Genomic DNA, 26,295 nt, shown 5'->3' with positions numbered 1-26,295 from the left:
TTGAATATGCTAATATAGAAAGTGCGAGTCGAGCTTTTTCTCAGCGCCGATCGATCTCGTCCAGAGTTGACTGAAACGACAGGCAAGCGGCGTCCTTGCGTCAGCGAGGGATAAGGAACAAGCTTCTTGCGGGATCGCTGCGGCCTGACATGACCGTCTCCTCGCCAAGGGGCTGGGCAGCGGGGTGTGGTGATCGTTCGGAATTGGTTCGTGAGTTCCAAAGAGCTCAACTGAGATCGGAGACATCGATGCCCCATCTGACCCGCCTGCAATTCCTCCAGGCTGCAGCGTCCCTGCCTTTGTTTCTGGCGAAATCCTTACCCGCGGTGGCGTCTGAAGAAGCGGGTCGGACCATTCTGTATTCGACGGATTTCGTCACGGATTTCGACGTCAATGACCGAGGCGTTGGTCGGGATGGACGGCCCTGCTGGCGGTCGGACTTCGCCTATGGCGGACGGATCGTCAACAATGGGGAGCGCGGGCTCTATGCTGATCCTCATGTCTTTCCCGGCACCGAGCCTTTCCCGGTGGTCGATGGTCAGAGACGCTTGCGCTCGCAGCGCCTGGCGAAGCCAATTCAATGGAAGGGCACGTCCTATGCCTATTCTGCGGCTCTCATGTCGGCGCCGCATATCGCGGTCAGTGTCGGCCAACGTGTCGAATGCGATCTTTCCCTCCCGCATGTGATGCGCAAGGGCTATTGGCCGGGCTTCTGGTTGATGCCGATCAAGGATGCCAAGGAGCGTGACTGGCCATGGCCCCCGGAGATCGACGTCATGGAGTGGTGGCTCTTCAATGAAGGCGATCGAGCCGATGCCTTCTGGAATTCGCTTCACTCCGGGACGCCTGCGGCCCATGTCAACGATGCGCGCCAGATCGATCTTGCCAGCCTCGGGATCGCCGGCGATCTGACGCAGGTTCTGACCTATGCGGTCGAGATTACCGAGAGTGAGATCACATGCTTCGTCAACGACCGGGAAGTTTCACGGCGCGCCAATCCTGCACCGTCGCGCCAATGGTACATCATTCTCAACCTCGCCGTTGCGGGCGACCCGTGGCCCGGCGCGCCGGATGATGCGGCGCAGTTTCCGCAGGAGGTCGTGCTCAAGGGTCTGCGCGTTCTCGCACGCCGTTGAAATCCCCCTCGTTGCAGAGACGGCCCCCAACGATCCTGTTTCCTGCGGAACAGCCGTAGACAAACGGTCCCGCTAGACAGGAGAGACCGGTGTCGCCACCGGAATTTCGAGCACCTGACCCTTAGACCCCTGCCGGCCTGCCGGCAGGGGTTGCTGCCGGCAGGTCTGGGCTCTTCGCTCCTCCGCAGCCTTGAGCTCTCATTCAAACACCCGCTCCACCTCCGTCACGTCTGCCGGGCGGTGCGGGGTCTTCTTCCAGTCGCTCGGGCGGCGGCGGAGGTCGCGAACTGCGAGCCAGGCGGCAGCCGAGATCATCAGCCAGTAGAAGGGGACGGCCAGCCAGCGCCGTCCGACAGCCCGCTTCTCTTCCGGCCGCATCACCCCCAGCCCGAGGCCGATGGTGATGGCGTAGCTGCCAACAACATTCATGAGATCGACGCCGAGGAGGGTTGTCGAAAGTCCGCCGGAGACGACATGCGGGCCCGTCGCCAGCATCACGATCAGGAAGCCGATGAAGGCAAGGATGACGGGGTGGCCGAGCGCGGAGATCAACAGGCCCGCGACCGTCACCTGGGCCAGGAGAAAGGACCTCAGTCCAAGCTCCCGCAGCAGGCGCCCGGGTTTGCGCATCATCACGAGATAGGTCTGGAGCCAGCCCTTGTACCAGCGGGTGCGCTGCCCGAGCCAGACCTTGACCTCGACGGGAGCATCCTCGAGCGTCGGCAGGCTGATGACCGCGGTACGGAAGCCGAGGCGATGGAGCCGCATGCCGAGATCGGCATCCTCCGTCAGATTGAACGGGTCCCACCCGCCGACGCGCCGCAATATGTCGGTCTTGAAGTGGTTCGACGTTCCACCAAGCGGCAAGGGCGCTCCGAGGTGTGAGAGCAGAGGCAGTAGCGCCCGGAACAGGCCTGCATATTCGATGGCGAACAGCGCGCTCAGCCAAGACTGCCCGGCATTGCCGATGATGAGCGGCGCCTGAAGGCAGGCGACGCGCTCCGGCAAGCGCTTGAAGGCGGCATGCGCCTCCTTCAATTGCTGTGCATGCGGGCGATCTTCCGCATCATAGACGGTAACATAGTCGCCGCGCACACCCGACAGCGCATATTGCAAGGCCTTGGGCTTGGTTCGCGGCCAGGATGGTGGCACAGGGACGATCTCATAGTGCGGGCCCAGTCGCTCGGCGGCAAGCGCCGAGAGCGTGGCGGCATCATCGGCCTCGCAAACGAACTTGATGTCGAGCCGCGAGCGGGGCCAGTCCAGCCGGTCGAGAGCGCGAACGAGCTGAGGCACCACGGCCGCCTCGTCATGCAGCGTCACCAGCACCGAATAGGTCGGCATCCGCTCGTCCTGGGCCGGCGTGCCGGAGGCGGGTTTCGGGCGGCGCGAGCCTCTGAAGGCGAAGACGCGCAGGGCGAACTGCAGGCAGTAGACGCCGCTGAGCAGGGCATGCACGGCAAGCACCCAGGTCAGCGGTGCAATCATGATGCTGCCAAAGGCCGCGGCGAGCCCAAGCCCGAGCAAAAACCCCTGCCAGCCGCGCCAGAGGACACGCGCGCTGTGGTCCGGCACCGTATCGAACAGCGCCTCGATGGCGGCCTGCAATCGCCGGCTGCGCCCGACCGTCCAAGCGGTCTGGGAGAGCACTGCCGGTGGCGCTATAGCGAGCAGGGGTTTGAGCCCTGGCCTCAGGGCCAATCGTGTTTCCACCCGTTCCAGCATGCTCAGCGTCGGTGCAAAAGCAGTCATTGGCGGACGGTCGCTGAAATAGACCCGCAGCATTTCCGGACGGCGCAGCTGACTGTCGATCAACGGCGAATCGAGCACCCGATCCGGATCGATCCCGCGCCAGAACGGCAAGTCGAGCGCGTCTGCGATCAATCCGTAGAGCGTCGTCTCATCGATGTCTCCGCTTGCGAGAAGCTCCTCCTGGACAGTGGTGCCGCGGGCCTCGGCCATCTCGACAAGGCGGGCGACCAGGGCCTCTGCGAAGCCGAGCTTCCGCAGACGCCGGCCTTCCTCGATCCGCTCGGCGGAAAGTCGCGGTGTGGCAGAGGTCCGCCCAAGCCCGGGGATCGGCGGGCTGGTCTTCGGCGGCGGGGCGGGATAGTCTGCGCGGTGCATCGATCATCCCGTGGCAAAGTTAGACCCGGATCCTCACTGCTGATCGAAGTCTAATGACAAGTCCGGTTCGGATACAACCTGTGTTTTTCAGAATATTCTTATTCATGCTGGCGCTCGGTGGTATCGCCGGACCGGCCCTCGCGCAGGAGCGGGTGAAGGATCTGCCGCTCGCCTTCGACAGCCGCGAACGGATTGCCAAGCCCGACTTGAGCGCCGTGCCGCGGCTGCGCTTCCTCACCACGGTCGATTTTCCGCCCTTCAATTTCATCGACCAATCGGGCCGCCTGTCCGGCTTCCATGTCGATCTCGCCCGCGAGATCTGCCGCGTCCTCGAAATCCAGCCGAAATGCCAGATCCAGGCCATGACGTTTGAGGAGTTGCAGCCGGCGCTCAACGATCGGCAGGGCGAGGTGGTCATGGCCGGGATTGCGGTCACCGAGGAGCTGCGCCGCAGCTTTGCCTTCAGCCGCCCGTTCCTGCAGCTGCCGGCCCGCTTTGCCGCCAACCGCGCCGCCTTCCCAAGCGTGCCGACAATAAAGACCCTCCTGTCTCGGCCGGTCGGCGTCGTGGCTGGCACGACGCATGAGGCGATGCTCAAGGCCTTCTTCCCCGGTCAGGCAACGCAGAGCTTTGCCGATCGCGCGGCGCTTCTGTCGGCGCTGAAGCAGGGGCAGGTCGCGTCCGTCTTCTCCGACAGCTTGCAACTGGCTTTCTGGACGACCGGCAGCGAGGCGGCCGGATGCTGTACGCTGGTGGGTGACGCCTATCTGTCCCAGCGCTTCCTCGGCGAGGGCCTGTCGCTGATGACCCGCAAGGACGATCCGGACCTGACGCAGGCGCTGGACCATGCCTTGCTGGATCTTTCGAGAACCGGCCGGCTCAACGAGATCTATCTGCGCTACTTCCCAACCGGCATCTATTGAGCGTGTCTCTCCCGCCTATCTCCGGTAGCGTGCCAGCGCGCCCCGTTCGATCGCGGCGCAGATGAGACGGTCGAGATCGAGCCGGTCGCTGATCAGCTTGAGCAGCCGGACCTCCTCGCCGCGGATCCGCCCGTCCGTAACGGCGATTTCCACCGCCAGCGCATAAGCGGTTTCGCGCAGTCGCTGGGGCAACGCCTCGCGCAAGAGTTCGAGCGCGATATCCAGCCCTTCCGCTCCAGCGAGCAGAACGGCACAATCCTCGGCAACGAGCGTCAAGCGGTCGGGGTCGAAACCGGCGAAGATCGGCAGCGACCGGATCATCTGGCCAATCTCCTCCAGCTCGTCCTCCGCCATGGCGCGATCGACGGCCGACATCATCACCATCGCGTAGATCAGCGCATCTTGAGGGCTGAGAAGCGGGCTATGCGGGCTCAGGGCAGCATCCTTTGATGTCGAAGTCGATCAGCGGGCTGGCATCGTCTCGCCCGCGACCGGTGCGGTCCCTGCGAGCGCATCGTCCGCCATCGGATCGATAGCGGTAGGATCCGTGGTCGGGCGAAGACGTGGATCCGGCGCGGTCGCCGGCCTGTAGAAGCCTTTCCCAAGCGCCTTGGCCGTCTCGACAGTTTCGGCCAACGGTGCACCGGGCTCAACCTCCGCCCAGCCATTTTCGGCAAGCCACAGGGCCGGATCATCGCCGCCGACGGTGCAGCGTGTGGCCAGCACGCCCGACCAGCCCTCGGCCGGCGTGCGGCAGACGAGCGGACGGGCGCGCAGGAAGTTTCGGAAGGCGGTCCGGGCCAGCATGCCGCAGGGCCAGTCCCCCTTGGCACCCCGGCAGCGGCGATCGGGCGATTGCGGCTTGAGACCGTCGAGCCGAACCTGCCGGCCCTCGAAGTCCACCAGACCGGCGGCCAGCGCGACGGGATGGCGAAGGACCGTTTCGACCCGGCCATCATCCACGCTTTGCGAAGGTGCCGCATCTTTCCGGTTCTCAGACAGGCCGGCTTGCGGTGGGGGCAGGGGTGCACTCGTGACGGGCGAGGTCGCGGGATCGGCGGCGCGTCCCTCATCCGTCTCGCCTGGGAAGGCTGGCACAGCATCGTCCCCGGTGGCCGGCACCGCTGCGTCGTCTTCGGCCGGGATGGCGTCATCCATCTCGCCGGTCATCGGCGTCTCGAGCACCAGGTTCGGCGTCGCGGAACTCGACCGTCCTTCGATGGCGGCATTGCCGCTGACCAGAATGCCGATCGTCAGCACGAGGCACAGCAGACCGCCCAAGGTAGAGCGCAGGGGCAGGTTCACGATCGCCTCACTGGCTGGCCCAGATGATGCGCGCGATCCATTCGATCTCCTTCATCTCGAAGCTGCGATTGGGATGCTCCGGATTGATCGAATGGAGCTCGATGCTGCGGGCGCTCTGGCGCATCAGCACCTTGGCCATCACCTCGCCTTCGGTGGTCTTGACCACCACCCGATCACCGCGGCGCACCTGTGCGCCGGGCTCGACGATCAGCACATCGCCGTCGCGGTAGAGCGGCATCATGCTGTCGCCCTGGATTTCCAGCGCATAGAGACCGGCCTTGGTCTGTGCTGCAGGAAAATCGACCACGTCCCAGCCCTGGCCGGCCGGAAAGCCACCATCGTCGAAAAAGCCGCCGGCGCCTGCCTGGGCAAAGCCGAGCAGCGGAATCGATTGCACCGGCGGGCCCTTGCTGGCCGCGGGCTCCGCCTCGCTGCGCAGGAATTCCATGAACTGGCTGATGGTGGAGCCTGTGGCGTCCAGAACCTTGGAGATCGATTCCGTCGACGGCCAGCGCTCGCGCCCATCGGCGGAATGACGCTTGGATTTGTTGAACGAGGTCGGGTCGAGGCCCGCCCGCCGGGCGAGGCCCGAGGGCGACATCTTGTGACGCTCGGCGAGCGCATCGATCGCACCCCAGATGCGGTCATGTGAGAGCATCGGCGTCCCATCCTGAAAGGGAGGCATCGGCGGATCTTTCACGCCTCCTATTCGGACATTAGCGAAGGCCGAAACCGGAGTAAAGCGATAAAGGAAAATAATCCTGTTTCCCGGCCCGCGCTGTGACGTCGATTGAAATGCGGTTTGCGAAACCTATACTCGCCTGCAACCCGGCGGCCGGTCGTCCGTTCGGTTCCTTTCGACAAGCAAAAGTGGTGATGCGGCGTGGTGCTGTCCCTCATGCGCTCCGAGCGCTTCCTGATCCTCGCCGTCCTGGTCGGCATCGCCGCCGTCCTCGTCGAGCATAGCCTGATCGAAGCGGGCAGAGCGGCGGCGCTGATCGGTGCTGCCGTGCTGGTTGGCGCCATTATTCTCGCCTCCATGCGCGTCGCCCATCATGCCGAGGTGCTGGCTGCCAAGGTGGGCGACCCCTATGGCACCATGATCCTGACGCTGTCTGCAGTGCTCGTCGAAGTGATCATCCTCGCGATCCTGATGAGCACGCCCGGCAGTTCGCCCACCCTGGTGCGCGACACGATCTATTCGGCCGTGATGCTCGACATCAACGGCATTCTCGGTCTCGCGGCGCTGCTCGGCGGTCTCAAGCATGGCGAGCAGCCCTACAACGACGATTCCAGCCGCACCTATTGCGTGATGATCCTGACCGCCATGGGCATTTCGATGATCGTGCCGGAATTCGTTCCGCGCGAAAGCTGGCACTATTATTCCGGCTTCACCATCGTGGCGATGATCACGCTCTACACGCTGTTCCTGCGTATGCAAGTCGGCCCGCACAGCTATTTCTTCAGCTACAGCTATCCGAAAGCCCGCCGCGCCGCGCCAGCCGGCACGCCGGGCGCCGCGATGCCGGCAGCGATCTCCGCTTCGGTTTCCGCGGGTGCCCCGGCCGGATCGACCGCCCCCGCCGCGCCGGCCCTGACAGTGGTCCCGGCGCCGAGCGAGGCGCATGAGGAGGCGGAGGACGAACCGGCCTCCCGCTCCATCGCCGTGCTGATCGCCGGCGTCGCCATCATCGGCGGGCTGGCGGAAATCCTGTCGGGCCTCATGGATGCGGGGCTCGAGGGCAGCGGCGCGCCGCCGGTGCTCGCCGCCATCGTGGTTGCGGCCATCTCCGCCTCGCCGGAGATCATGACGGCACTGCGGGCGGCCCTTGCCAACCGTATGCAGTCGGTGGTCAATATCGCGCTCGGCGCCTCGCTCTCGACCGTCATCCTCACCGTCCCGGTGATGGAAGGCATCGCGCTCTATACCGGCCAGCCCTTCGTCATGGCCATGTCGCCGGTGCAAACGGTGATGATCGCCATTACCCTCATCGCCGCGGCGATCAACCTGAACGACGGCGAAACCAACGCCATCGAAGGCATGACCCACTTCGTCCTCTTCGCCACCTTCCTCATGCTGTCAATGCTGGGGCTTTAGGACTTACGGGCAATAAAGCGGCGGAAGGCTTCGAGGGTTTCTTCGCTGACGTGATGTTCGATGCCCTCGGCGTCGATACGGGCGGTTTCGGGGCTGACGCCGAGGGATTTCAGCAGCGCTTCCACCGTCTGGTGGCGTTCGCGGCTGGCATGGGCCATCTTCTGACCTTCCTCGGTGAGAAAAACGCCGCGATAGGGCTTGCGGGAGACGAGCCCATCCGCTGCCAGCCGCGCCAGCATCTTGGCGACTGTCGGCTGCGCGACGCCGAGCCGCGCGGCGATATCCACCTGGCGGGCCTCGTTGCCATCCTCGATCAGATCGGCGATCAGCTCGACATAGTCCTCGATCAGCGCGCCCTTGCGCGCTTCCCGGGTCTGCCGGAAGCCTTCGGAATGGATCTCCGCGCGCGGAAGCGGATCAGCGCGGGGAACGGTACGGCGCGCCACGGGTCTCGTCGTCCTCGCCTGGTCAAACATCGGTCAACCGGCGTCTTAGCATGCGAGACCTTAAATCCTAGTGCCTTTCTCCGCCCGTCCACCGTCGGCACCTGCTTGCACCGCAGCAAAAAGCATGATCAATAAAATATAGCTCCTTGCATAATGTTGGTTGCTGCCCTAGCTTCTTTGTCATCGAGCCGCTGTGTCGGCGGGTGGAGGGTTCGCAGATCTGCGCCGCGCCCCGTTCCGCACGCGTTCGGTGCCGTGTTTCGCCGTCATTCTGCTTGTCATGCCTGTCCGATTCAGGCTGCCCGCCCCCGGAGCCTTCATGTCGCCTCACGATGTCCTTTTGAAATCCGACCGCACCACCACCGGCTGGCGCCACGCCGAGCCGGGCGAGGGACGCCGCAGCCTCGCCGACGTGCATTCCACTGTGTCCGTGCCGAAGGGCGGGCTCTGGTTCCGCCGCTTCCTCGCCTTCGTCGGGCCCGGCTATATGGTCTCGGTCGGCTATATGGACCCCGGCAACTGGGCGACCGACATCGCCGGCGGGGCCCAGTTCGGCTATACGCTGCTCGCCGTCATCCTGCTTTCCAACCTGATGGCGATCCTGCTCCAGTCGCTCGCGGCCCGGCTCGGCATCGCCACGGGGCGCGATCTCGCCCAGGCCTGTCGGGATGCCTATCCGAAGCCCGTCGGCTTCGTGCTCTGGATCGCCTGCGAGATCGCCATCATCGCCTGCGACCTGGCCGAGGTGATCGGCACGGCGATCGCTCTCAAGCTGCTGTTCGGCATTCCGCTGATCGCCGGTGCGCTGATTACCGCAGCCGATGCCATCCTGCTCCTCTTCCTCATGAACCGCGGCTTCCGCTTTCTCGAAGCCTTCGTCATTGCGCTGCTCACCATCATCGCTGGCTGTTTCATCGTCCAGGTCCTGGCCGCGCAGCCGCCGGTGGCGGCCGTCCTCGCCGGCTTCATGCCCTCCGCCGAGATCGTCTCCAACCCGGCCATGCTCTACATCGCCATCGGCATCATCGGCGCCACCGTCATGCCGCATAATCTCTACCTGCACTCCTCCATCGTGCAGACCCGCGCCTACGAGCGGACGGAGGCCGGCAAGCGGGAGGCGATCACGTTCGCGACCCTCGACAGCACCATCGCGCTGATGCTGGCCCTGTTCATCAATGCCTCGATCCTCATCGTCGCCGCCGCCGTCTTCCATGCCTCGGGCCGCACCGAGGTGGCGGAGATCGAACAGGCCTATGAGCTCCTGTCGCCGCTGCTCGGCCTTGGCATCGCCTCGACGCTGTTTGCCGTGGCGCTGCTCGCCTCCGGCCTCAACTCGACCATCACCGCGACGCTCGCCGGCCAGATCGTCATGGAAGGCTTCCTGCATCTGCGCATCCCCAACTGGGCGCGCCGGCTCATCACTCGCGGCATCGCCATCGTTCCGGTGGTCATCATCACCTGGCTCTATGGCGAGCGGGGCACGGCGGAGCTCCTGGTGCTCAGCCAGGTCATCCTCTCCATGCAGCTGCCCTTTGCCGTCATTCCGCTGGTCAGTTTCGTGACCGACAAGGAGAAGATGGGCCGCTTCGTCGTCGCCCGCTGGGTGGGCGTGCTCGCCTGGATCGTCGCGGCCATCATCGTCGTGCTCAACATCAAGCTGCTCATCGATACCTTCTTCGGCTGAGCCGTCCTCGCGCCTTCGTGAGGGAACGGCTCAGCCGCCAGCGCCGTTTCCCGGCCAATCCCTCATTCGGAAGGCCGACCATGAAAGCTGTCCTCGCCGCCATCCTGCTCGCCTGTCTGGCCCCCGGCCTGTCTGCTGCCGAGGGGCTGAAGCCCTTCGCCTGGAAGAACCGCGTGCTGCTAATTTTCGCCGACCGCAACGGCGCGGAAGTCAAGGAGCAGCGCCGGCTCGTCGAGGAAGAGCAGGCTGCCCTGGCCGAGCGCGACATGGTTGTGCTCCTCATTTACGGCGAGACCGTCGAGCCGCTCTATGGCCGCTCCGCGGGCCTCAGCGCAGCGGCACTCAGGCGCGCGGCCGGGGTCCGGACGCAACAGTCCGGCTTTGAGGCCGTGCTGATCGGCAAGGATGGCGGCGTGAAACTGCGCGAGCAAAACCCCGTTTCGGCGGACGCGCTCTTTGGGCTGATCGACGCCATGCCGATGCGCGCCGGGGAAAGGCGCCGCGCCGAACCGGCGGCGAACTGAGCCGCTGTCATCCGATTGAAACAGAGACGTCATCGCTGCGTCATCGGCCGGTCACCCGCCTGTCATCGCTCATCTCTACCCGCTGTCCGAATAGCGTTGCTGTTCGGGAGCCTCGACCATGCGTTGGCCACTTCTCCTTCTCCTTAGCCTCCTGCTCGCGCCGCCTGCGGCCGGCCCGCAGGCGGCGGAGGTCTCGCGCACCGCGCAGATCCTCTTCCGGCTGAAGGATGCCAATCAATGGCGGGCACATGTGATGGTCGTCGCCCATCGCACCGGCTGGAAGGAGAACGGCCGCATCGTCCGGCCGGAGAATTCGCTGGAGGCGATCCGCAATGCGATCGCGTTGGGTGCGGAGATGATCGAGCTCGACGTGCGGCAATCGGCTGAGGGCACGCTGGTGCTGATGCATGACGACTTCCTCGACCGCACCACCACCTGCCGCGGCGAGACCGCGACGACGCCGCTCGCCGTGCTGAAGACCTGCCATCTCGTCATCGAAGGCACCGGCCGGGCAACAGGGGAGACCGTGCCGACGCTGGAGGAGGTCTTTGCCGTCACCAAGGGGCAGATCCTCGTCAATATCGACAACAAGCTGACGCCCGACATCCTGCCGCGCGTGGCGGCGCTGGCGCGGGCAAAGGGCATGGCGCAGGAGATCCTGATCAAGGAGAACCTCTGGAACGAGACACGGATCAGTGAAGCAAAATCGCTGATCGCGACGGTCGGCCCGGATGTCACCTTTCTGCCGATCCTGGCCGACGATGCGGTGCATGAGGCGGGCTTCATGGCCCGCGCCACGGCGGCGACCGGGGCGCCGGCGGCCGAGCTCGTCCACTGGCATGTCGACGGCACGCCGCTGACGGCGGATGGCGGACCGCTCTTCTCTGCCAAGGCGCGCGCTGCCGCCATTCGCGGCAATTGGCACCTCTGGGCCAATACCTATCCGATCGTCAATCGCGCGCCCGGCCCGCAGGCCGGCGGCCGCGGCGACGAACTCGCCATCCGCGAGGGCCGTTTTGCCGAGAGCTGGGGCTTCTGGATCGACCGCGGCGCCACCATTCTCCAGACCGACGAACCCAAAGCGCTGATCGCCTGGCTGGAGCAGAACGGCTATCGCATCCCCTATGATCTGACCAACTAAAGGCTCAGCGGTGCGACGACGCGTCCTGCCCTTTTTCGGCAGTTCCTGTCCCGTCGATGGCGCAAACGTGATGGTCCTCTCCGTCCAAAACGGAGCTTTGCTCTTTCACGAGACGCACGGCCTCCCCATATAGGAAGGAACCCGCGGAAGGGATGCGGGGCTCGAAGGACAAGGAACATTTTGGATATGGTTCGTTTTTCACGCTCGCTCGCAATGCTCGCCGTGGCGCTCACGGTCGTCGTCGCGGCCACGGATTTTGCGGAGGCGCGGCGCGCCGGCGGCGGATTCGGCAGCCGTGGAACGCGCACTTTCTCCGCCCCTCCCGTCACCCGCACCGCGCCCGCGCCGGCCGCCCCCGTCGAGCGGACCATGACCCCGCAGACGACTCGGCCGGGCGTCAACCAGACCCAGCCGGGCATCGGCCAGACGGCGCAGGCGCGTCGTCCCGGCGGCTTCTTCTCCGGCTTCGGCGGTTCGCTGCTCGGCGGCCTGGCGCTTGGCGGCCTGATCGGCATGATGATGGGCCATGGCTTCGGCGGTGTCGCCGGCATGTTCGGCATGCTGTTCCAGCTCCTGTTGATTGCCGGCCTGGTCATGCTCGCCATGCGCTTCTTCGCCCGTCGCAACGCGCCGCGCCCGGCAGGCGCCTATGGCTCAGCGCGCGAGGCAGCCGGCGGCTATGATGGACGACCCACCGCCAGCGGCGCCGGCTTTACCATCCCTAAGATCGGCGGGGGCCCCGCCGTCCAGCCGGCGGCCGCACCGAAGCGTCCGGGCGTGACCGATGAAATCGGCATCGGCCCGGCCGATCTCGACCGGTTCGAAACCATGCTGAAGGACGTTCAGACCGCCTACGGCGCCGAGGACTATGGCGCACTCCGCCGCCTGACGACGCCGGAAGCAATGAGCTGGCTGGCCGAGGAACTGAGCGAGAACGCCACCAATGGCGTGCGCAACGAGGTTCGCGACGTCCGCCTGCTGCAGGGCGATCTGGCGGAAGCCTGGCGCGAGGAAACCGGCGACTATGCCACCGTCGCCATGCGCTACGAGAGCATCGACGTTACCCGCGATCGCGCCACCGGCAAGGTCGTCGAGGGCGACCCGACCCGCCCGACGGAAGCGACCGAAATCTGGACCTTCTTCCGCCGCCCCAACACGCAGTGGCAGGTGTCCGCGATCCAGGGCGTGCAGGCGTAGGTTCACAAGTCGACGGCCTCTTCACAGGCCGTCGACTTAATTCTTTGCTTGGGCGTAAATCCGCAGATCGTGGATATGCCATCATCCTCGGTCTTGTGCCGAGGATCTACCCACGTTTCATCCTGCTGGTGTCCAATGCGTTGCGGCGGCAGTAGATGCTCGGGACAAGCCCGAGCATGACGACGGACCCTCCGGTCATCTCCGCCGCTTCTCAGTCATTCTCGACAATGCCGCCGGCACGTCACGCCGCCTTCTCGACCGTAGCATAGGGGTCGAAGCGGCCGTAGAAGGTCTCGCCGCGTGCGGCCATGTCTTTCAGGAGCGGTGTCGGCTGGAAGTGGTCGCCGTGGTCGCGGGCGAGCGTCTCGCAGAGGGCGACGAAGGCTTTTGATCCCATGCCATCGATATAGGACAGCGTGCCGCCGGTATAGGGCGCAAAGCCGAAGCCGAGGATCGAGCCGACATCGGCCTCACGCGGATCGGTGACGATGCCCTCCTCGATGGTGCGTGCGGCTTCAAGCGCAATGGTGACGAGGAAGCGCTGCTTGAGCGTCTCGACATCGATCGTCTCGGCCGGCTTCTGCGGAAAGAGCTCCTTCAGCCCGGGCCAGAGGTGTTTCTTGGCGGGCTTGGCCGGATAGTCGTAGAAGCCCTTGCCATTCTTGCGGCCGCGCCGGTCGAGATCGTTGACCATCCTGTCGATCAGCGCCATGTGCCGGGGGTCCACGGAGCTCTCGCCGAGATCGGCGATCGAGGCCTTGAGGATCTTCTGGGAGAGGTCGATCGCCACCTCGTCGTTCAGCGAGAGCGGGCCGACCGGCATGCCGGCCATCTTGGCGGCATTCTCGATCATCGCCGGCGGCACGCCTTCGATCAGCATGTCATAGGCTTCGTGGATGTAGCGGAAGACGCAGCGGTTGACATAGAAGCCGCGCGTGTCGTTGACGACGATCGGCGTCTTCTTGATCTGGCCGACGAAATCGAGTGCGGCGGCCAGCGCGGCATCGCCCGTCTGGTCTCCGAGGATCACCTCGGTCAGCATCATCTTCTCGACCGGCGAGAAGAAATGGATGCCGATGAAGCGGTCGGGACGCTTCGAAGCCTTGGCGAGGCCGGAGATCGGCAGGGTGGAGGTGTTGGAGGCGAAGATTGCATCCTCGGAGAGCACCGCTTCGACCTTGGCGATCACATCGGTCTTGACCTGGCGATCCTCGAACACCGCCTCGATGACGAGCTTGACGCCGGACAGCGCGCTGTAGTCGGCGCTTGGCGTGATGCGTTCGAGAAGGGCGACGCCCTCCTCCTGGCTGATCCGGACCTTGCCGACCGAATCCTTGACCAGCCCTTCGGAATGGGCCTTGCCCTTGGCGGCCGCTTCCTCGTCGCGGTCGATCAGCACGACCCCGATGCCGGCCGCGGCGGCGACATAGGCGATCGAGGCGCCCATGAAACCGGCGCCGACGACGCCGATCGTCTCGAACTTCGTCCTCGCCACGCCGGTCGGCCGGCGCGCGCCCTTGCCCAGCTCCTGCATGGAGATGAACAGCGAGCGGATCATCGAGAAGGCCTCGGTGGTCTGCAGGATCTCGGTGAAATAGCGCTGCTCGATCTTCAAGCCGGTGTCGAAGGGCACCTGTAGCCCCTCATAGACGCATTTGAGAATGGCATGGGCGCCGGGATAGTTGCCATAGGTCTCGCGGCGGAGAATGCCGGAGGCGGCGGGCCAGAGCTGGGCGGAGGCCGGCGTCCAGATGCCGCCACCCGGCGCTTTGAAGCCGCGCTCGTCCCAGGGCTGCACGGGCTTCAGCCCGTCCCGGATCATTGCCTTGGCCGTGTCGATCAGCGCGTCGGGCTCGGCCAGCGCATGGACGAGGCCCATGGCCTTGGCGCGCTGCGGCGTCAGGCTCTGGCCGGTGGTCATCATCTGCAACGCATCCTGCGCATTGGTCAGACGCGGCACGCGCTGCGTGCCGCCGGCGCCGGGGAAGATGCCGACCTTGACCTCGGGCAGAGCGATCTTCACCGATTTCAGGTTGGAAGCGACGCGGCCGTGGCAGGCGAGCGAGAGCTCGAAGGCGCCGCCCATGCAGGTGCCATTGATCGCGGAGACCCAGGGCTTGCCGCTGGTCTCCAGCTTGCGGAACACCCGCGTCAGGCTGCCGGCGAGCTCGAAGAGCTTGGCCGCGGCTTGATCTGGATCGATTGCCTTCTGCTCCTCGTAGAAGGAGAACATGCCCTTGATCATCGACAGGTCGGCGCCACCGGAAAAGGCGGCCTTGCCGGAGGTGATGACGGCGCCCTTGATCGCCGCATCGCCCGCCACTTGGTCGACGATCGCGTCGAGCTCGGCCAGCACCTCCTGGGTGATGACGTTCATCGACTTGCCCGGCATGTCCCAGGTCACAAGCGCGATGCCGTCCTGGTCGGTCTCGAGGGTGAAGTTGGTGTAGCTCATGGTCTCTGTCCCTCTCACACGCGTTCGATGATCGTTGCCGTGCCCATGCCGGCGCCGATGCAGAGCGTGACCAGCGCCACGTTCAAGTCGCGCCGTTCCAGCTCGTCGAGAACGGTGCCGAGGATCATTGCGCCGGTGGCGCCGAGCGGATGGCCCATGGCGATCGCCCCGCCATTGACGTTGATCCGGTCGGCCGGGATGTCGAAGGCCTGGATGTAGCGCAGCACGACCGCCGCGAAGGCCTCGTTGAGCTCGAAGAGATCGATATCGGCAAGCGTCATCCCGGCGCGCGAAAGCAGCTTCTCGGTCACGTCGATCGGTCCGGTCAGCATCAGCGCCGGGTCGGAGCCGATATTGGCGAAGGCGCGGATGCGGGCGCGGGGGGTAAGCCCCAGCGCCTCGCCGCCTGCCTTGGAGCCGAGCAGCACGGCGGCCGCACCATCGACGATACCGGAGGAATTGCCGGCATGGTGGACGTAGTTCAGCCGCTCGATGTCGGGATGCGCCTGGATCGCGACAGCCTCGAAACCGCCCATCTCGCCCGGCATCTGGAAGGAGGGGTTGAGGGAGGCCAGAGCCTGCATGTCGGTGCCGGGGCGCATATGCTCGTCCCGGTCGAGAATCACCAGGCCATTCTGGTCCTTCACCGGCACGACCGATCGCTCGAAGTAGCCGTTCGTCCAGGCATGCGCCGCGCGCTTCTGGCTTTCCACCGCATAGGCATCGACGTCATCGCGGGAGAAGCCGTATTTGGTGGCGATTAGATCGGCAGAGACGCCCTGCGGCATGAAATAGGCGGGCACGTTGACGGACGGATCCATGAACCAGGCGCCGCCCGACATTCCGAGCCCGACGCGCGACATGCTCTCGACGCCGCCGGCGATCACGATGTCGTCCGCCCCTTGCGCGATCTTGGCGGCGCCGAGATTGACCGCATCGAGACCGGAGGCGCAGAAGCGCGAGATCTGCATGCCGGGCGCCTTGGTCGAATAGCCGGCTTCGAACGCCGCCGCCTTGGGGATCACCGCGCCGGCTTCCATCACCGGATCGACGCAGCCCATGATGATGTCGTCCACCTGGTTCGTGTCGAGCCCGTTGCGATCGCGGAGCGCCTCCAGCATGCGCGCTGCCAGCCGCACGCTCGGCACTTCATGCAGCGCCCCATCCTTCTTGCCACGCCCGCGGGGCGTGCGCACATGGTCATAGATGAAGGCGTGGGTCATGAGGCGGTCTCCGAGAGCAGGCGAGCGTAAAGCTGTGGGGGAAAGATCAGGCGGAGACAGATGCCTCAGCCGGATCGGTAAGGGGCGCGACCACCATGCGGCCATCGATGGCATCGACGGTCACGACATCGCCGATCTGCCAACCCAGTTCCGCGAGCAGCGCGGGCGAAAGCGGCAGCGTCAACTCGCCGTCCACCGTCAGAAGCGTTGCGACATCGTCCATCGAAACCTCCTATTCATCCGTGATCGTCTGTTGTTCCACGCTGCGATGGCGTCTTCAAGACGCTGTCAGAAGGCCGCCGCGTCCAGCGCCATCATCGTGTCGGCGCCGGCTTCGATGCGGGTGCGGCGGAGCGCGGTTTCGGGGAGAATGCGGCTCATATAGAAGGAGGCGGTGACGAGCTTGGCCTGGAGGTACGCCTCGCGCGCCTGGCTTCCGCCCGCAAGCTCGGCCTGCGCCGTCTTGGCCATGCGCGCCCACATATAGCCGATCACCACCAGGCCGGCGAGGTGCATGTAATCGGTCGAGCCGGCGCCGGCATTGTCGGGCTTGGCCATGGCGTTCGACATGAACCACATGGTGGCCGTCTGCAGGTCGGTCAGGCCCTTCTTCAGCGCTTTGGTATAAGGCGCCATCGCCTCGTCGCTGCGGTTCTCCTCGCAGAAATCGCCGATCTCCTTGAAAAGGGCCACGATCGCCCGTCCGCCATTCAGCGCCAGCTTGCGGCCGACGAGGTCAAGCGCCTGGATGCCGTTGGCACCCTCATAAATCATGGCGATGCGCGCATCGCGCACATACTGGCTCATGCCATGTTCCTCGATATAGCCATGGCCGCCATAGACCTGCTGGGCCATGACCGCATGGTCGAAGCCGCGATCGGTCAGCACGCCCTTGAGGATCGGAGTCATCAGGCCGAGCAGATCGTCCGCCTGCTGGCGTTCGGCCGGATCGGCGGAGCGGTGGGCAATATCGGATTGCAGCGCCGTCCAGAGCGCAAAGGCACGCCCGCCCTCGTTGAAGGCGCGCATGGTCATCAGCGCCCGGCGGATGTCGGGATGGACGATGATCGGATCGGCCTTCTTCCCCGCATCCTTGGCGCCGGAGAGCGCCCGGCCCTGCAAACGCTCGCGCGCATAGGCCACCGCATTCTGGTAGGCGATCTCCGAGATCGCCAGACCCTGCATGCCGACGCCGAGCCGCGCCTCGTTCATCATGACGAACATGGCATTCAACCCGCGATTGGCCTCCCCTAGCAGATAGCCCGTCGCCTCGTCATAATTCATGACGCAGGTCGCGTTGCCGTGAATGCCCATCTTGTGCTCGATCGCCCCGCAGGAGACGCCATTGACCGCGCCGCCTTCCTCCAGGTGCTTCGGCACGACGAAGAGCGAAATGCCCTTGGTGCCTTCCGGCGCGCCCTCGATACGGGCGAGAACCAGATGGATGATGTTGTCCGCCATGTCGTGCTCACCGGCGGAGATGAAGATCTTTTGGCCTGAAATCTTGTAGCTGCCATCGGCCTGGGGCACGGCGCGGCTGCGCAGCAGGCCGAGATCGGTGCCGCAATGCGGCTCGGTCAGGTTCATCGTGCCGGTCCAGTGGCCGGAGACCATCTTCGGCAGATAGGTTTCCTTTTGGTCCTGCGATCCGTGCACCAGGATGGCGGCGATCGCGCCCTGGGTCAGGCCGGGATACATCATCAGCGACATATTGGCCGACGACATATATTCGGCGACCGCCGTATGCAGCGTATAAGGCAGGCCTTGGCCGCCAAACTCCTCCGGCACGGCAAGCCCCAGCCAGCCACTGTCCCGATAAACCGAATAGGCCTCGCGAAACCCTTTCGGCGTCGTCACCGAGCCATCGGGGTGGCGGGTGCAGCCCTCCTGGTCACCGGAGAGGTTGAGCGGGAAGAGCACGTCTTCCGACAGCTTCGCCGCCTCGCCGAGGATCGCCTCGATCATGTCCGGCGTCGCCTCGGCAAAGCCGGGCAGGTTGTTGTGGCGCTCGATGCCAAGCACCGCATTGAGAATGAAAAGCGTATCGTCTACCGGAGCCTTGTAGATGGGCATCAGTTCCTGTCCTCGTTGCGGCCCGCCTCCGGCCGCCTCCTGTCCTCTGCACGAAACCTAGCGTGTTTTGACGTGCGCGTAAACGTCAAAAAATGGATCGGCCAGCTCTTTCCTCGTTGGGGGCAATGTCGGCGCAGGTTTCCGCAGGCAGACTCCGTATCGCGCGGCGGCCGGCTTGGCTGGGCGCGGAGCGGGCCGCGGGGCCAAAGGTTAAAAAATCTGAACGAAGCTTAACGTCTTGTTTACCACGTTTCGCGAAAGTGGCGCCTGGAGAGGTCAATGCTGATTCCGGACGCACAGTGCAGGTTCGGTCATCGTGCCGCTCGAAAGTGCCGGAAGGAAGGCCAAGCGCTCTCCCGCCGGTGGTGCCGCTAAGAGAGGCGAAGCAGACATGAACGGATCGCGACCAACTCCTCCGCGCCAAGGCTTCAGGGAGGCATCCCGGACCGGCGACAGCGCCTCGCTGGAAGCGCTGAACCGCACGATCGAGGGGCTGGAAGCGCGGATCGAGGGGCTGATGCCCGGTGCCGCGCGTGATCGCGCGCCGCGCGCCCCTCAGCCCGAGCGCAGCGACCGCGCCATCTCCTCGCGCGCCGAGGCGATCTCCGAAATCTTGGAACGCCAGCGCGCGCTTGCCGCCACACGGCTGGAGCGCGCCGCCGAGCGCCGGCCGGAGACGCTGCGCACCTCGGCTCCCCGCATGGTCACATCCGCCTATGACGATCGCCGGCCAACCGAGCCGGCTCTTGCCGCCCCGGCGTCGCGTACCGTCGTTCCCCCACTGACGCCCGCCATGCCCGACGCCGCGATGCGCGAGATCGCCGATGCGCTGGTGGGTCTTCGCCAGGAGCTCAAGCGCGATATCGAGGATGGGCTGACGCGGGAAATGACGGCGCTGCGCGCCGAGATCCGCGGCATCAAGGCCGAGGCGGCGCAGGACGATCGCCTGGCCGTCGACATCCGCTCCGATCTCCAGCGGCTTGCCGACAGCATCAGCACGCTTGGCCATCAGGCGCCGGCCGCCGAGCAGGACGCGCTGCGCGCCGAGTTCGACGATCTGCGCCGCATGATCGATGGTCTGGCGCGGGAAGACAGCGTGCGGCGGATGGAAACCCGCTGGACCGGCGTCGAGGAGGCGCTGTCGCTCTCCGACAGCAACCGCGACGACGAGCTGGTGGCGCTCGCCTATCGCCTCGACGAGATCAAGCAGCAGCTCGGCACGCTCAATGCCGGCCCGGCGCTAAACGCGCTGGAAGACAAGCTCTACGCCGTCGCCCAGGCGATCGACCTGATGGCGCGCAACATGCAGCCGGACGACCGCCGCTTCGACGGCCAGTTCGCCGAGCTCGACCAGCGGCTGGACGAAATCAGCCGCGCTATCGTCGCCAGCGGCCGCACCGCGCCCACGACCGACAGCCCCGGCGTGACCCGCGTCGAGGGTCGGCTCGCCGATCTTTCCCGCCAGATCGACAGTCTCGCGCTTCCTTCCGAGAGCGGCCTGTCAAGCCGCATCGAGACGCTGGCGCTGCGCGTCGAGGATCTCGCCCAGGCACAGGCCGCGGCCCGCCTGGAAGAGCGCCTCGACCAGCTGTCGATGATGATGGAGCGCGCCGAACGCGCCGCCCACCAGCCGGACCTGACCGACCACCTGACCGACATTTCCCGCAAGATCGACGCACTGGACCAGGGCTCGGTCAACGACGTCCTGGCCCACAGGCTGGATACGCTCGCCCGGCGGATCGAAGAGCTCGACACGCCGTCCGTCGCCCAGGACGAGGAGCGCGAGCGGTTCGCGCGTCTTGAAGACCAACTGACCGACATCGCCCTCCGCCTGCAGGAAACCCAGGCCGCGCCCTATGATGACGGCGCCGTGCTGCGCAGCCTGCAGGACCAGATTGCCAATCTCTCCTCGCTGGTCAGCCAGCCGCGCGAGCCGGCTCCCGTGGTCATCGCGCCGGAATTCGAGGGCCGCGTCAGCGCGCTGGAGGATTATCTCGCCTCTAGCGACGAATATATCATCGAGGCGGCCCGCCAGGCGGCGGAAGCGGTGATGGAGGCCTATTCCCGCAATGGCATCGGCCAGGCCTCCGCCGCCGCGCCGGCGGATATCGCCGCCATCTCGTCTCTCGCCGATGACCTGAAGACGCTGGAAACGCTCAGCCGGTCGAGCGAGGAGCGCACTGCGCGCACCTTCGAAGCCCTGCATGAGACGCTGGTCCATATTGCCGACAAGCTGGAGCGGATCGAGGAGCGGCACCAGGAACAGATGCTGTTCCGGCCGACCGCAGCCCCGATGCCGCGCGCCGAGACCCCGCTTTTCTTCAACGATCGCAGCGCCGCGGAGGCAGAAACGCGCCCGCAGCCCGCCGCCCCGACCGCCGCAACCCGCGAGGCCGCCCCCGCTGACACCCTCCGCGCCGAGCCGGATGCGGATCTGGCGGGAACGGACACGCTGGAGGATCCCTTCCTCGATCCGGTGGACGACGTGTTCGCAGCCGAGTCCGCGCCGGCGAAGCCCGGCCTTTTTTCGGGCTTTGCGCGTCGCTTCTCGCGGCGCACGGCCAAGGCCGAGACGGCGCTTTCTTCCGTTTCGGCGCCTGAGCCGCGGGTGGAGATGGATGCGCCGCTTGCCGCCGAAGTCGCCAACCAGCCGCTCGAGCCGGGCTCCGGCGTGCCGGATGTCAAGAAGATCCTGGAGCGCGTTCGGGCCGGCCAGGCAGCGCGTGGGCCGAGCCTCAACGACGGCGACAAGTCTGACTTCATCACCGCCGCCCGCCGTGCGGCAAAACTCGCCGCCGAGGAAGCCGACAGCCAGACGCGCCTGTCGCCGCGTGCCGAATCCGGTGCCAAGACCAGCCTTTTTGCCGCCAAGCGCCGTCCGATCCTGATGGCCGTCGGCGCCATCCTGCTGGCCATCCTCTCCTACAAGACCTTCGTGCCGATGATCGTCGGCGATGCACCCGCGCCCGTCGCCGCTACCGAACAGTCGCTCGACAGGCCGGCCGACGCCCCGGCGGCCGAAAGCGCAGCGCCCGCCGATGCAAGCACCGCGGCGACCGCGCCTGAAGAAACGGCAGCAGATGGTTCGAACGAAGCGGCGCCTGTGCTGGCGCAGCCGACCGAGACGCCGGCAAGCGAGGATTCGACCGCGGCGCAGCCGGCAAGCGAGCCGGCCGCTCCGCTCGCCGCGGCGCAGGCGCAGCCAGCCGTGACCGAGCCTGTCGTCGAGGCCGCTGCTCCGGCAACTCCGGCCGCGGAAACCAAGAGCGTGGAGGCAGCCCCGCTTGCCGCCACCCAGATCGAAGTGCCGGCCGAGATCAAGCCGCAGGCGCTCGCCGACGCCGCGCGACAGGGTGATGCGCTCGCCTTGTTCGAAATCGGCACGGTCTATACCGAAGGCCGCGGCGTCGCCCCGGACCTCGCCAAGGCAGCGCAATGGTACCAGCGCGCCGCCGATGCCGGCCTGACGCCGGCCGAATACCGCCTGGCAAGCCTTTATGAAAAGGGGTCCGGCGTGCCGCGCGATGCCGTGAAGGCACGTGCGCTCTATGAGCAGGCGGCCGCCAAGGGCAATGCCAGCGCCATGCACAACCTTGCCGTCCTGCTCGCCAGCGGTACGGCGGTCACGGCGCCCGATTTTGCGGCCGCGGCGCGCTGGTTCGAAAAGGCGGCAGTGCTCGGCGTTCGTGACAGCCAATTCAACCTTGCCATCCTCTATGCACGCGGAAACGGCGTGCCGCAGAACCTGGAAGCTTCTTACAAATGGTTTGCCGTAGCGGCCAAGGAAGGCGATGCGGATGCGGCGGCCAAGAGCGAGGAGGTCGCCAAGACCCTGTCGCCCGAGCAGCTGACGCGCGCCAAGGCCGCTATCGAAGACTTCAAGGCGACCGTGCCGGATGCGGCTTCCAATGACGTGACGGTGCCGGATGCCTGGGTCGGCAAGGCCGAGAAGACCTCGAGCGTCGACATGAAGCGCGCCGTGCGCAACATCCAGGCGATCCTCAACAATAATGGGTTCGACGCCGGCAAGCCGGATGGCGAGCTAGGGACGAAGACGGTGTCGGCCATCAAGGCCTTCCAGACCTCGATCGGCCAGGAAGCGACCGGCAAGATCACCGACGCGCTCGTCAAGGAGCTCCTGAAGCGCAACGGCTGAGGCAGAAGAGCCGCGCCGGAGCACAAAAGGGCGAGACGGAAGCCGCCATGTCGCCCTTGGCGCTTCCTGGTCGGCGCCGCGCGTCGTATGGCGACAAGAGGCGGTGCCACACGTGGCGCCGCACAGCCGCATTCGGCCGCCCTTGCGCTTTGAGGGGCGGCATTCGCATGGCTTCGAGGTCCTGTCGTGACGGTCTATCTGCCGATCGCCGAACTGTCGGTCAATATCCTCATCATCCTCGGCATGGGCGCCGCGGTCGGCTTTCTGTCGGGCATGTTCGGGGTGGGCGGCGGCTTCCTCATCACGCCGCTGCTGATCTTCTACAACATCCCCCCGGTCGTGGCGGTCGCCACCGGCGCCAACCAGGTCGTGGCCTCGTCGATCTCCGGCGCCATCACACATTTCCGGCGCGGCACGATCGACGTGAAGCTCGGCACCGTGCTGCTCTTCGGCGGTCTGATGGGGGCCACTGTCGGCATCTGGATCTTCGGGCTCTTGCGCCGCCTCGGCCAGCTCGATCTCGTCATCTCGCTCGCCTATGTGCTGCTGCTCGGCACGGTCGGCACGCTGATGCTGATCGAGAGCCTGCGCGCCATGCGCCGCGCCCGGCGCAACGAGCCGCTGCCGCTGCGCCGGCCCGGCCATCACGGCTGGGTGCACCGGCTGCCGCTCAAGATGCGGTTCAAGAAGTCGAAGATCTATCTGAGCGTCATCCCCGTCGCCGGCCTCGGCTTCTGCATCGGCGTGCTGACCTCGGTCATGGGTGTGGGCGGCGGCTTCATCATGGTGCCGGCGATGATCTATCTCTTGCGCATTCCGACCAGCGTCGTCGTCGGCACCTCGCTCTTCCAGATCATCTTCGTCTCCGCCTATACGGTGATCGTCCAGGCAACCGCCAACCGCTCGGTCGATATCGTGCTCGCCTTCGTTCTGATGATCGCCGGCGTCATCGGCGCACAATATGGCGTGCGCGTCGGGCAGAAGCTGCGCGGCGAGCAGCTGAGGGCGCTCCTGGCACTGCTCGTCCTCGCTGTCGGTCTGCGCCTCGCCATCGAGCTCGTCCTTCCGCCGGAGGATATCTATTCCATCGTCTCCGCCAGCGGGGGCTTCTGATGCGCCGGTTGGTTCTTACCCTCCTCGCAACCCTCGTGCTCGCGCTGACGGCCCCGGTCGGTCCGGTCAGAGCCCAGCAGTCGTCACCCGAATTCGCCGAAAAGCTCGACATCGGCATCTCGACCGACGAGATCGCCATCACCTCCGACTTTCGCGGCGCCGATTTGACGATCTTCGGCGCGATCGATGGCTTCAGCGGCGATCTGCTCGCCCAGGGAAAATACGACATCGTGGTCTCGCTGGAAGGGCCCAAGGAAAGTGCCACGGTGCGCAAGAAGACCCGCGTCTTCGGCATCTGGATCAATACCCGCTCGATGACCTTCGAGCTCGTGCCGGAATCCTATTCCGTCTCCTCCACGCGGGACATCGAGGCGATCGCGCCGGCCGAGGAGATGAACAATATGGGCATTGGCGTCTCGCATCTGACGCTGACACCGATCGGCTTCATTGGCGATGGCAGCGGCGTCGCCGAGTTCCGCGAGGCCTTCCGCCGGCTGCGAGAGACGAGCGGCGTCTATCAGCGTGACTCGGGCGGCGTGCAGTTCATCAGCGCCAGCCTGTTCAAGGCGTCGGTGCGCCTGCCGGCCGATGTGCCGAACGGCACCCATGTCGTGCGCGCCTTCCTTTTCCGCGACGGCACCTTCGTCGCCGCCAAGGCCCTGCCGCTCAGGGTCGTCAAGACCGGGCTCGAGGCGGCGATCACGCAGGCTGCGCAGGAAAAGCCGCTGCTCTATGGGGCGCTCGCCGTCTTGCTGGCCGTCATCACCGGCTGGACTGCCAGCCTGATCTTCCGCCGCGACTGACGGATGCTTTGACAGGGCGGCGAAACAGGCTATCTCCGACCAAAGCCCGGCCGCACCGCGAGGCGGCGTTGAGGAGACCATCATGAAGCCGATTTTCGTCCAGCTGCAATGCGCGCCCGGCCAGACCTATGAGGTCGCCGATGCGATCTACAAGAAAGAGATCGTCTCGGAAATGTATTCGACGAGCGGCGATTACGACCTCCTGATCAAGATCTATCTCGAGGAAGGCCAGGACGTCGGCAAGTTCATCAACGACAACATCGCGACGGTGCCGGGCATCACCCGCTCACTGACCACGCTGACCTTCAACGCTTTCTGACGGTTCATCCATGCCGCTGCCCTTCGCCCGCAGCCCGGCGACGGCGCGGTTCCTGGTTTTCGCGGCCGTGATCGCCGCGCAGGCGGCCGGCGCGTTCCTCGCCCATCTCCTGCCGTTCGAGCATCGCATGGCCACGCTCGCGGCGCAGGGCCTCGTCGCCGCCGGACTGACGGCGGCTTTCCGCCTGCCGCGCCTTTGGATCCCGGCCCAGCTGCTGATACCCTTCGTCGTCGCCTATGGCGTCCATCTGCCCGCCTGGGTCTTCCTCGTCGCTTTTCTCCTGACACTGCTGATCTCGTGGAACAGCGCCGGCGAGCAGGTGCCGCTCTACCTGACCAATGCCAGGACGGCGGATGCGCTGGGGCAGCTCGCGGAGGCGGCGGGGGCGCGCAAGATCGTCGATCTCGGCAGCGGGCTCGGCAGCGTCGTGCTGCCGCTTGCCCGCCGCGGGCCGCATCTCTTCGCGACCGGTGTCGAGACGGCGCCCTTGCCCTATGCCGCCTCGCGCCTGCGCCTGGCGCTCTCCGGCCTTGCCAATGCGCGGCTGCAGCGCACCAGCCTCTGGGACGTCGATCTCTCCGCCTATGATCTCGTCTACTGCTTCCTCTCGCCGGTGCCGATGCCGCGCCTTTTCGAGAAAGCACGTGCGGAAATGCGGCCGGGCTCGCTTTTTGTCAGCAACAGCTTCCCCGTGCCCGACCGGACGCCGGATGAGGTCGTAACGGTCGCCGACAGCCGCAGCACGACGCTCTATGTCTATCGCATGTGAGAATCGCCGGCGGGTCGCCGCTCAGGCGAGCAACCGGTCAAAGCGGACGGAGTAGATCCGGTCGCGTCCGAGCATATGCGCCATCAGTTGCGCCTGCTCGAACAGGCCGGAAAAGGCGCGGTGCGCCAGATCCATGCCGCCAGTGGTGACGCCGAAGGCCGGCATGACCAGGCGGGCGCCATCGGTGGCAAAGCAGGCGCGCCGGACGAGCGTCTCACGCCGGCGCACGGTGGCGGCGGGATGAAGGTGACCGGCGATCTCGCCAGCGGCAGCGCCGGCTTCCGGCTCGTGGCGGAAGGTCAAGCCGTTCAGCCAGAGCGTCTCGAGCGACTGGCCGGGCAGGCCGGCCGGAGCGTCCGGATCGTGATTGCCGGTGATCCAGATCCATTCGCGCCCGCGCGCCATGCTCTCGATCATGGCACGGAACGGGGCGGGCATCAGCGCTGCGCCTGTGCGGTCGTGGAAGGCATCGCCCAGGCTGATCACCACTTTCGGATCGTGCCTGGCGATCAGCGCATCCAGCAGCTTCAGCGTCATCAGCGTATCGTAGGGCGGCAGCATCATGCCGCGCCGGGCAAAGGCAGAGCCCTTTTCCAGGTGCAGGTCGGAGACGATCAGCACGCGGCTGTCCGGTAGAACGAGAGCGCCCAAGGGATCGCACACGGCCTCGACGCCGTTGACGGTGATCCGCTCGGGGAGGGTGGGAAGCGTCTCGCCAATACGGCGAAGGGCATGGGACAGTCGGCTCATGGTCTCGGTCGGTCTTCGTCTTTCGCACCAGCCGCCCTTGTTTCGGTGGCCGG

The 26,295-nt window shown here is 65.8% G+C and carries 22 protein-coding genes; 12 read left to right on the top strand and 10 right to left on the bottom strand.

Translation table 11 applies throughout. The features are described 5' to 3' along the window. Positions 1–248: 248 nt before the first annotated feature. Positions 249–1,136 (top strand): hypothetical protein, encoded by an 888-nt coding sequence (locus ACLE20_RS04595; protein ID WP_410939037.1) that lies wholly within the window; start codon positions 249–251, stop codon positions 1,134–1,136. 198 nt (positions 1,137–1,334) lie between these two features. Here ACLE20_RS04595 and ACLE20_RS04590 read toward each other — a convergent pair whose 3' ends face one another. Continuing rightward, positions 1,335–3,263 (bottom strand): glycosyltransferase family 2 protein, encoded by a 1,929-nt coding sequence (locus tag ACLE20_RS04590; protein ID WP_410939036.1) that lies wholly within the window; start codon positions 3,261–3,263, stop codon positions 1,335–1,337. Positions 3,264–3,367: 104 nt separating this feature from the next. On the opposite strand from ACLE20_RS04590, the gene ACLE20_RS04585 reads away from it, so the two are divergent. Then, on the top strand, positions 3,368–4,186 hold the full coding sequence (locus ACLE20_RS04585; RefSeq protein ID WP_410939035.1) for a transporter substrate-binding domain-containing protein: 819 nt from the start codon (positions 3,368–3,370) through the stop codon (positions 4,184–4,186). A 15-nt stretch (positions 4,187–4,201) separates the two neighbouring features. Here the strand turns inward: ACLE20_RS04585 and ACLE20_RS04580 are convergent, their stop codons facing one another. From ACLE20_RS04580 to ACLE20_RS04570, 3 genes are read right to left on the bottom strand one after another with little or no spacing between them, the layout of a single operon-like run. Further along, positions 4,202–4,621 carry a tellurite resistance TerB family protein gene (locus ACLE20_RS04580; protein WP_410939146.1) on the bottom strand — a complete coding sequence of 140 codons (420 nt, stop codon included), beginning with the start codon at positions 4,619–4,621 and terminating at the stop codon, positions 4,202–4,204. Positions 4,622–4,648: 27 nt separating this feature from the next. Then, a complete protein-coding gene (locus tag ACLE20_RS04575) occupies positions 4,649–5,491 on the bottom strand; it encodes a thermonuclease family protein (RefSeq protein WP_410939034.1) in 843 nt (280 codons plus the stop codon). 7 nt (positions 5,492–5,498) lie between these two features. Next, positions 5,499–6,149: a S24 family peptidase gene (locus ACLE20_RS04570; protein ID WP_410939033.1), complete on the bottom strand. Its 651-nt coding sequence runs from the start codon at positions 6,147–6,149 to the stop codon at positions 5,499–5,501. A 240-nt stretch (positions 6,150–6,389) separates the two neighbouring features. Here ACLE20_RS04570 and ACLE20_RS04565 point away from each other — a divergent pair, with 240 nt between their 5' ends. After that, entirely contained in the window at positions 6,390–7,589 is a 1,200-nt protein-coding gene (locus ACLE20_RS04565; protein WP_410939145.1) for a calcium:proton antiporter, read from the top strand. On the opposite strand, the gene mntR is transcribed toward ACLE20_RS04565, so the two are convergent. After that, a complete protein-coding gene (mntR, locus tag ACLE20_RS04560) occupies positions 7,586–8,035 on the bottom strand; it encodes a manganese-binding transcriptional regulator MntR (protein ID WP_410939032.1) in 450 nt (149 codons plus the stop codon). The two genes, ACLE20_RS04565 and mntR, sit on opposite strands and share 4 nt — an antisense overlap. A gap of 319 nt (positions 8,036–8,354) precedes the next feature. Between mntR and ACLE20_RS04555 the strand changes: the two genes are divergently transcribed. The 4 genes from ACLE20_RS04555 to ACLE20_RS04540 all read left to right on the top strand — a co-directional run bounded on the left by ACLE20_RS04555 (position 8,355) and on the right by ACLE20_RS04540 (position 12,581). Beyond that, a complete protein-coding gene (locus ACLE20_RS04555) occupies positions 8,355–9,719 on the top strand; it encodes an Nramp family divalent metal transporter (protein ID WP_410939031.1) in 1,365 nt (454 codons plus the stop codon). Between the two features lie 80 nt (positions 9,720–9,799). Next, entirely contained in the window at positions 9,800–10,243 is a 444-nt protein-coding gene (locus ACLE20_RS04550) for a DUF4174 domain-containing protein (RefSeq protein ID WP_410939030.1), read from the top strand. Positions 10,244–10,361: 118 nt separating this feature from the next. After that, positions 10,362–11,384, top strand: a complete 1,023-nt coding sequence (locus ACLE20_RS04545) for a glycerophosphodiester phosphodiesterase family protein (protein WP_410939029.1) — start codon at positions 10,362–10,364, stop codon at positions 11,382–11,384. Positions 11,385–11,570: 186 nt separating this feature from the next. Then, the gene (locus tag ACLE20_RS04540) at positions 11,571–12,581 is read left to right on the top strand and encodes a Tim44 domain-containing protein (protein WP_410939028.1); all 1,011 of its coding nucleotides are present in this window, start codon (positions 11,571–11,573) and stop codon (positions 12,579–12,581) included. A gap of 241 nt (positions 12,582–12,822) precedes the next feature. Here ACLE20_RS04540 and ACLE20_RS04535 read toward each other — a convergent pair whose 3' ends face one another. The 4 genes from ACLE20_RS04535 to ACLE20_RS04520 all read right to left on the bottom strand — a co-directional run bounded on the left by ACLE20_RS04535 (position 12,823) and on the right by ACLE20_RS04520 (position 18,332). Continuing rightward, a complete protein-coding gene (locus ACLE20_RS04535; RefSeq protein ID WP_410939027.1) occupies positions 12,823–15,036 on the bottom strand; it encodes an FAD-dependent oxidoreductase in 2,214 nt (737 codons plus the stop codon). A gap of 14 nt (positions 15,037–15,050) precedes the next feature. Then, a complete protein-coding gene (locus ACLE20_RS04530) occupies positions 15,051–16,259 on the bottom strand; it encodes an acetyl-CoA C-acetyltransferase (protein ID WP_410939026.1) in 1,209 nt (402 codons plus the stop codon). A 46-nt stretch (positions 16,260–16,305) separates the two neighbouring features. Beyond that, a complete protein-coding gene (locus ACLE20_RS04525; RefSeq protein ID WP_410939025.1) occupies positions 16,306–16,482 on the bottom strand; it encodes a hypothetical protein in 177 nt (58 codons plus the stop codon). A 65-nt stretch (positions 16,483–16,547) separates the two neighbouring features. Then, positions 16,548–18,332: an acyl-CoA dehydrogenase C-terminal domain-containing protein gene (locus tag ACLE20_RS04520; RefSeq protein ID WP_410939024.1), complete on the bottom strand. Its 1,785-nt coding sequence runs from the start codon at positions 18,330–18,332 to the stop codon at positions 16,548–16,550. A gap of 391 nt (positions 18,333–18,723) precedes the next feature. On the opposite strand from ACLE20_RS04520, the gene ACLE20_RS04515 reads away from it, so the two are divergent. From ACLE20_RS04515 to ACLE20_RS04495, 5 genes are all read left to right on the top strand, one after another. Further along, the gene (locus ACLE20_RS04515) at positions 18,724–22,488 is read left to right on the top strand and encodes a peptidoglycan-binding protein (RefSeq protein WP_410939023.1); all 3,765 of its coding nucleotides are present in this window, start codon (positions 18,724–18,726) and stop codon (positions 22,486–22,488) included. Between the two features lie 186 nt (positions 22,489–22,674). Next, positions 22,675–23,601 carry a sulfite exporter TauE/SafE family protein gene (locus ACLE20_RS04510; protein ID WP_410939022.1) on the top strand — a complete coding sequence of 309 codons (927 nt, stop codon included), beginning with the start codon at positions 22,675–22,677 and terminating at the stop codon, positions 23,599–23,601. Next, the gene (locus ACLE20_RS04505) at positions 23,601–24,404 is read left to right on the top strand and encodes a TIGR02186 family protein (protein WP_410939021.1); all 804 of its coding nucleotides are present in this window, start codon (positions 23,601–23,603) and stop codon (positions 24,402–24,404) included. Before ACLE20_RS04510 ends, ACLE20_RS04505 begins: the two co-directional genes overlap by 1 nt. An 82-nt stretch (positions 24,405–24,486) precedes the next feature. Beyond that, positions 24,487–24,723, top strand: a complete 237-nt coding sequence (locus ACLE20_RS04500) for an Lrp/AsnC ligand binding domain-containing protein (protein WP_410939020.1) — start codon at positions 24,487–24,489, stop codon at positions 24,721–24,723. Positions 24,724–24,733: 10 nt separating this feature from the next. Beyond that, positions 24,734–25,492, top strand: coding sequence for a class I SAM-dependent methyltransferase (locus ACLE20_RS04495; RefSeq protein ID WP_410939019.1), 759 nt, complete (start codon positions 24,734–24,736; stop codon positions 25,490–25,492). Between the two features lie 21 nt (positions 25,493–25,513). Here ACLE20_RS04495 and pdeM read toward each other — a convergent pair whose 3' ends face one another. Then, positions 25,514–26,242, bottom strand: coding sequence for a ligase-associated DNA damage response endonuclease PdeM (gene pdeM, locus ACLE20_RS04490; protein ID WP_410939018.1), 729 nt, complete (start codon positions 26,240–26,242; stop codon positions 25,514–25,516). Between the last annotated feature and the right edge of the window lie 53 nt (positions 26,243–26,295).

Source organism: Rhizobium sp. YIM 134829, from assembly GCF_046546455.1.
The sequence above is the reverse complement of the archived record's forward strand: the minus strand, read 5'-3'. Positions and strand labels throughout refer to the sequence as shown.